Source organism: Rhodoplanes roseus (assembly GCF_003258865.1).
GTDB lineage: Bacteria > Pseudomonadota > Alphaproteobacteria > Rhizobiales > Xanthobacteraceae > Rhodoplanes > Rhodoplanes roseus.
In genome coordinates this window covers 1-6,816 of sequence record NZ_NPEX01000292.1, presented here as the reverse complement: position 1 = coordinate 6,816, position 6,816 = coordinate 1, and the positions used below count along the sequence as shown (strand labels likewise).

Sequence of the window (6,816 nt, the reverse complement as noted above, 5' to 3'; positions counted from 1 at the left end):
CAACGGCAGGCCGACCAGCTCGCGCCGGAACTCGGCGGCCGTCATCGGTTCGGGCGGCCCCGAGGGGCCGGCCGGCTCGCTGCAGCCGGGCGCGAGCACGGCGAGCAGCACGGGAACGATCGAGAACAGCCGTCGCGGCGACATGGCTCTGCACGGAAAGCGCGGCGCGGCCCGTGGCCGCGGCGCGGAAGCGGGCCGGGGCTCGCCCGGCCGGCGTCACAGCATGGAGGGCAGCACCCGGTCGGGCGGGCGGTGGCCGTCCATGAAGGTCTGGATGTTGATGATCACCTTGGTGCCCATGTCGACCCGGCCCTCGATGGTGGCCGAGCCGAGATGCGGCAGCAGGACGACCTTGCCGGTGCGGGCGAGCCGCATCAGCTTCGGGTTCACGGCCGGCTCGTGCTCGAACACGTCGAGGCCCGCGCCGGCGATCTCGCCCGACTCGATCATCCGGGCCAGCGCGTTCTCGTCGATGATCTCGCCGCGCGCCGTGTTCACCAGATACGCGCCCTTCTGCATCAGCTTCAGGCGGCGCGCCGACAGCAGGTGGTAGGTCGCCGGCGTGTGCGGGCAGTTGACCGAGATGATGTCCATGCGGGCGAGCATCTGGTCGAGGCTCTCCCAATAGGTCGCCTCCAGCCCCTCCTCGATCTTGGTCGGGACGCGGCGGCGGTTGTGATAGTGGATCTGCACCCCGAAGGCGCGGGCCCGGCGCGCGATCGCCTGGCCGATGCGGCCCATGCCGATGATGCCCAGGCGCTTGCCGGAGATGCGGTGGCCGAGCATCCAGGTCGGTGTCCAGCCCGTCCACGGCTTCTCGCCGATCATCAGGGCGGCGCCCTCGGTCAGCCGCCGCGGCACGGCGAGAATCAGCGCCATCGCCATGTCGGCGGTGTCCTCGGTGAGGACGCCCGGCGTGTTGGTCACCGTGATGCCGCGCTGAAGCGCCGCGCCGACGTCGATATTGTCGACGCCGTTGCCGAAATTCGCGATCAGCTTGAGGTTCTGGCCGGCATGGCCGAGCGCGTGCGCGTCGATGCGATCCGTCACGGTCGGCACCAGCACGTCGGCATCCTGCATCGCCTCGGCGAGCGCCGCCGGCGTCATCGGCGTGTCGTCGATGTTCAGACGCGTGTCGAACAGTTCCCGCATGCGGGTCTCGACGCTGTCGGGCAGCTTTCGCGTCACCACCACGACAGGTTTCTTCCGATTCGGCATGTCGTTTGCCCCACCGGGTCCGGGTGCTCGAACGAGCGGGCCCGCGGCTTTTCAGTCCTCTTTAACCCTCATCGCGGACATTGGATTTCCGCGCTCGGAGGCACGTCGAGAAGGACCGTACCGGCTCTTCTGTACCAGATGGCCGGGATAACACAATGCGTCAGGACCGGCTTCGATCACACCCTCTCCGGGCTGCTTTCGGCACCTGCCGGCAGCCCCTTCCGGCCACCCTCCGGGCGGTGCCGTGGCATCGCGCCCGCGTCGCCGCGGCGCTGCTCGCGACGGTGATTCTGTGGGTTGCGGAGGGCGGCGGGGCGACCGCGGCCAGCGACCTGCCGACCGGCTCGCAAAGCGGCCTTCCCGTGCCGCGATTCGTCAGCCTGAAGCCCGACCGCGTCAATGTGCGCGGCGGCCCGACCAAGGACCACGAGGTCACCTGGGTCTACACCCGCTCCGGCCTGCCGGTGGAGATCACGGCCGAGTTCGAGAACTGGCGCCGCATCCGCGACTGGGAAGGCGCCGAGGGCTGGGTCTACCACTCGCTCCTGTCCGGCAAGCGCACCGCCTTCGTGGCCCGCGCCAAGAACAGCGACGACCTCGTTCCGGTCCGCTCGGACGCCGATCCGGAGAGCCCGGTCAAGGCGCAGCTCGAGCCCGGCGTCGTCGGCACCGTCAAGCGCTGCGACGGCCGGTGGTGCCGCTTCATCGGCGACAAGTTCGACGGCTGGATCGCCCAGGAGCGGCTGTGGGGCGTCTACCCCAACGAGAAGATCGACTGAGCCCGGGGCCGCCGGCCTGCGGCCCGCCGCGTGGAACGACGCGCCGAAACGCAGAACGGCCGGGACATGCCCGGCCGTTCTGCAAGTTCGTCGGGGCAGGGCCGCTCCGCGGCGCGCTTTTACTTGCCCTTGGCCCGGAGACGGACGACCACGTCGACCCGGCCGACCTCGTATCCCTCCGGGAGGTCCGGAAGAGTACCGATCTCGGTCTCCACGGTCGGGATGTCGACCAGCGCGTTCTTGTCCTCGAGGAAGAAGTGGTGGTGCTCGGAGACGTTGGTGTCGAAATAGGTCTTCGAGCCGTCGACCGCGACCTGGCGCAGCAGGCCGACATCGGTGAACTGGTGCAGGGTGTTGTAGACGGTGGCGAGCGACACCGGCACGCGGGCCCGCGACGCCTCCTCGTAGAGCATCTCGGCCGTCAGGTGACGGTGGCCCTTGCCGAAGAGGATCCAGCCGAGCGCCATCCGTTGCAGAGTGGGACGCAGGCCGACGCCGCGGAGCATGCTCTTGACGTCGTGCCAGGGGCACCCGTTGAGCTCGGGGCGCTGCGCGAAGAACGCCCCCGTATCCACCACCTTCGAGCCCGGACCGGCATTGATCGCCGGAGAATTCCTCTGCATCGTGACCGAACCTGCAAGCCGTGCCGGCAGAATGCCGATTTCAGCTTCCATCATATCGGCTGGGCTTTCTTCTTGCAACTGCATCGCAATTCCGATGCTCCGGGAACCGGCCCGAAATTCCCCTGCGAAGCCTTGCGGCGGGCGGTTTGACGGGTCGTTGTCGTGTGTTAGGGAAGGGCGGCCCGGCGTCGCAGCCGGGGATTTCGGGGGTCTCAGGGGATGCACAATCGTCGGTCGAGCTTCGAGTACGAGGATCTCCTCGCGTGCGGCCGCGGCGAGATGTTCCCCGAAGGCCCGCAGCTCCCGCTGCCCCCGATGCTGATGTTCGATCGAATTTCGGAGATCGGCGAGAAGGGCGGCGAGCACGGCAAGGGCCTTGCCCGGGCGGAACTCGAAGTGAAGCCGGATCTCTGGTTCTTTCCTTGTCATTTCAAGGGAGATCCGGTGATGCCGGGCTGCCTGGGGCTGGACGCCCTGTGGCAGCTGCTCGGCTTCTTCCTCGGCTGGCTCGGATCGGAAGGGAAGGGCCGCGCCCTCGGGCTCGGCGAGCTCAAGTTCTCCGGGCAGGTTCTCCCGAGCGTTCGCAAGGTCGTCTACGGCATCGATGTGAAGCGCGTGGTGCGCTCGCGCCTGGTGCTCGGCGTCGCCGACGGCTGGTTGTCGGCCGACGGCTCGGTCATCTATCGCGCATTGGATCTCAAGGTGGGCTTGTTCCGGGATCAGGCGCCGCAGCCGGATCCGGCATAGCCCGGCACCGCGGGCGGGCGTTGGCCCGCCGGCAAGTCAGGAATCGGAATCATGAGACGCGTCGTCGTCACCGGGATGGGCATCGTTTCGTCCATCGGGAACAACACCCAGGAGGTGTTGGCGAGCCTGCGCGAGGCCAAGTCCGGTATTTCGCGCGCCGACAAGTATGCCGAGCTCGGCTTCCGCTGCCAGGTGCACGGAGCGCCGACGCTCAATCCCGAGGAAGCCGTGGATCGCCGTGCGATGCGCTTCCTGGGCAACGGTGCGGCGTGGAACCACGTCGCCATGGAGCAGGCGATCCGTGACGCCGGGCTGGAGGAGGCCGAGGTCTCCAACATCCGCACCGGCATCATCATGGGTTCGGGCGGCCCCTCGGCCCGCACGATCGTCGAAGCCGCCGACACGACCCGCAGCAAGGGCCCGAAGCGGGTCGGTCCGTTCGCAGTGCCGAAGGCGATGTCGTCGACCGCTTCGGCGACGCTCGCCACCTGGTTCAAGATCAAGGGCGTCAACTATTCGATCTCGTCGGCCTGCGCGACCTCGAACCACTGCATCGGCAACGCCTACGAGACCATCCAGTACGGCAAGCAGGACGTGATCTTCGCCGGGGGCTGCGAGGAGCTCGACTGGACCCTGTCGGTGCTGTTCGACGCCATGGGAGCGATGTCGTCCAAGTACAACGACGCGCCGACCATCGCCTCGCGCGCCTACGACGTCGATCGCGACGGCTTCGTGATCGCCGGCGGCGCCGGCGTGCTGGTGCTCGAGGAGCTCGAGCACGCCAAGGCCCGCGGCGCGAAGATCTATGCCGAGGTCGCCGGCTACGGTGCCACCTCGGACGGCCACGACATGGTGGCGCCGTCGGGCGAAGGTGCGGCGCGCTGCATGCGCATGGCGCTGTCGACCGTCAATGTGCCGGTCGACTACATCAACCCGCACGCCACCTCGACTCCCGTCGGCGACGTCAAGGAGATCGAGGCGATCCGCGAGGTGTTCGGCGCGGCGGTGCCGCCGATCTCGGCGACCAAGTCGCTGACCGGGCACTCGCTCGGGGCGGCCGGCGTGCAGGAGGGCATCTACTCGCTGCTGATGATGAACAACGGCTTCATCTGCGAGAGCGCCAACATCCACACGCTGGATCCGGCCTTCGCCGACATGCCGATCTTGCGCGAGCGCCGGGACGGCGTCACGCTCGGCTGCGTGCTGTCGAACTCCTTCGGATTCGGCGGGACCAACGCCTCGATCGTGTTCAAGCACGTGGACGCCTGAGCCGGCTCGCGCCGCGCCGTTCGAAAGGTCACGTCGTGTCGGCACAGATGTATCCACAGGACGTTCGCGCGGTGCAGCCGTCGTCACGAGGCTGTTGCACGGCCGACCTAGAGATCCGGAGAGCACCACGGACCGTAACGTCTCCGGACGCGGCCGCCGGTGAGACCGGCGGCTCGTGGCGACGGGTCGTGGCGCGGAGGCGACGTGCAGATGTCCAAGGACAGCAAGGCGGCGGAACACGCCGTGGTTCGGTTTCCGCCACGCAGGTCGTTCGTCATGACGGCTGAGCAGGGCGGCACCAAGAGCGGCCTGATGCTGGGCCGGCGTGGCCTGGTGATGGGCGTCGCCAACAATCACTCGATCGCCTGGGGCATCGCCAAGGCGCTGGCCGCCCACGGCGCCCAGATGGCCTTCACGTATCAGGGCGAGGCGCTCGGCAAGCGGGTCAAGCCGCTCGCCGAGTCGATCGGCTCCGACCTGGTGCTGCCCTGCGACGTCGAGGATCTCGCCTCGGTCGACGGCGTGTTCCAGCGCCTCGGCGAGGCCTGGGGCGGCATCGATTTCCTGGTCCACGCCATCGCGTTCTCCGACAAGAACGAGCTGAAGGGCCGCTACGCCGACACGACGCGCGAGAACTTCGCGCGCACCATGACGATCTCCTGCTTCTCCTTCACCGAGGTGGCGAAGCGGGCGGCGGCGCTGATGACCCACGGCGGCGCGATGGTCACGCTCACCTATGGCGGCTCCACCCGGGTGATGCCGAACTACAACGTGATGGGCGTCGCCAAGGCGGCGCTCGAGGCCTCGGTGCGCTATCTGGCCGCCGACTTCGGGCCGCAGGGCGTGCGCGTCAACGCCATTTCGGCCGGCCCCGTCCGCACCCTCGCCGGCGCTGGCATCACGGACGCGCGGCTGATGTTCAACTATCAGCAGCGCCACGCGCCGCTGCGCCGCACCGTCAGCATCGAGGAGGTCGGCGGTGCCGCCCTCTATCTGCTGTCGGACCTCTCGACCGGCGTCACCGGCGACATCCATTTCGTCGACTCCGGCTACAACATCATCTCGATGCCGCATCCGGCCGCGCTCAAGACCGTGGACGACGCCGAGAGCGCCGCCGAGGAGCGCGCCGCCAAGGACGCCGCTCAGTAAGGACCGCCCATGGAGGCCCGCCTGGTTTTGGGGGCGGACCCGCTGCCCGGGCTCGTCTGGGCGTTCCGGATCCGCGGCGACGGCGTCGCCGAGGAGCTCGACGTCGAGCGGCCGATCGAGCCGCGTCCCGACGGCTGGCTGTGGCTCCATTTCAATCTGGTCGACGCGCGCTGCAGCAGCTTCATCCGCGCCTTTCCGGATCTGCCGCCCGAGGCGGTCGATGCCCTGGTCGGGCCCGACACGCACCAGCAGCTCCATGCCGACGGCGACTGCGTCTACGGGGTCATCGCCGATCTCGGTCGCGAGTTCGAGGGCGTCACCGAGGAGGTGCGGCTCCTGCATTTCGCCATGCGGGAGCGCTGCCTGATCAGTGCCCGGCGCCGCGCCCTGAACGCCGTCGACGAGGTGCGCCAGCTCCTGCGGGCCGGGCTGCGGCCCGAGTCGGTGGCGGCCCTGCTGGAGCTGATCATCGACCACATCGCGAACGCGATCGATCGCCTCGCCGACGACCTCGCGCTGCAGATGGACCGCATCGAGGAGCGCATCCTCGATCTCGAGACGACCGACGAGCGCAAGCGGCTCGGCGTGTTCCGCCGCACCACCGTGCGGCTGCACCGCCAGCTCACCGGCCTGCGCGTGCTGTTCCGCCGCTTCGAGGCGATCGATCCCGACGAGCTGGTCCCGGCGCTGCGGCTGGACGCCGCGCGGCTGTCGCAGCGGCTCGACGGCCTCGATCAGGAGATCGACGCGCTGCGCGATCGCGCCCGCATGCTGCAGGACGAGCTGTCGAGCCAGCTCGCCGAGGAGACCAACCGCAACCTGCGCGTCCTCTCGATCGTCACCATCCTGTTCCTGCCGCCGACGCTGGTCGCCGGCTTCTTCGGCATGAACCTGAAGGGCATGGCCTATGCCGAGAGCGAGGTCGGCTTCTGGGCCGGCGTGCTGGTCGCCGCCCTGTCCTCCGCCGTCGTCTACGCCCTCCTGCGCTGGCGCGGCGTGACCCGGGGCTGAGCGGCCGGAGCTCGCGCTCC

7 protein-coding genes are annotated in these 6,816 nt (G+C 68.9%); 5 read left to right on the top strand and 2 right to left on the bottom strand.

The genetic code is table 11. The features are described from left to right. Nucleotides 1-216 precede the first annotated feature (216 nt). A complete protein-coding gene (locus CH341_RS26130) occupies nt 217-1,218 on the bottom strand; it encodes a 2-hydroxyacid dehydrogenase (protein ID WP_111421891.1) in 1,002 nt (333 codons plus the stop codon). A gap of 239 nt (nt 1,219-1,457) precedes the next feature. On the opposite strand from CH341_RS26130, the gene CH341_RS26125 reads away from it, so the two are divergent. After that, nucleotides 1,458-1,997 (top strand): SH3 domain-containing protein, encoded by a 540-nt coding sequence (locus tag CH341_RS26125; protein ID WP_245431256.1) that lies wholly within the window; start codon nt 1,458-1,460, stop codon nt 1,995-1,997. A 119-nt stretch (nt 1,998-2,116) separates the two neighbouring features. On the opposite strand, the gene irr is transcribed toward CH341_RS26125, so the two are convergent. Then, the gene (gene irr, locus CH341_RS26120) at nt 2,117-2,620 is read right to left on the bottom strand and encodes a Fur family transcriptional regulator Irr (RefSeq protein ID WP_111421889.1); all 504 of its coding nucleotides are present in this window, start codon (nt 2,618-2,620) and stop codon (nt 2,117-2,119) included. Between the two features lie 219 nt (nt 2,621-2,839). On the opposite strand from irr, the gene fabA reads away from it, so the two are divergent. The 4 genes from fabA to CH341_RS26100 all read left to right on the top strand — a co-directional run bounded on the left by fabA (nt 2,840) and on the right by CH341_RS26100 (nt 6,796). Further along, nucleotides 2,840-3,367 carry a 3-hydroxyacyl-[acyl-carrier-protein] dehydratase FabA gene (gene fabA, locus CH341_RS26115; protein ID WP_111421888.1) on the top strand — a complete coding sequence of 176 codons (528 nt, stop codon included), beginning with the start codon at nt 2,840-2,842 and terminating at the stop codon, nt 3,365-3,367. Nucleotides 3,368-3,418: 51 nt separating this feature from the next. Next, complete coding sequence (gene fabB / locus CH341_RS26110) at nt 3,419-4,636, top strand: beta-ketoacyl-ACP synthase I (protein ID WP_111421887.1); 1,218 nt, start codon at nt 3,419-3,421, stop codon at nt 4,634-4,636. Nucleotides 4,637-4,948: 312 nt separating this feature from the next. After that, complete coding sequence (gene fabI / locus CH341_RS26105; protein ID WP_210208620.1) at nt 4,949-5,785, top strand: enoyl-ACP reductase FabI; 837 nt, start codon at nt 4,949-4,951, stop codon at nt 5,783-5,785. A 9-nt stretch (nt 5,786-5,794) separates the two neighbouring features. Continuing rightward, the gene (locus CH341_RS26100) at nt 5,795-6,796 is read left to right on the top strand and encodes a transporter (RefSeq protein ID WP_111421886.1); all 1,002 of its coding nucleotides are present in this window, start codon (nt 5,795-5,797) and stop codon (nt 6,794-6,796) included. Nucleotides 6,797-6,816: the final 20 nt, after the last annotated feature.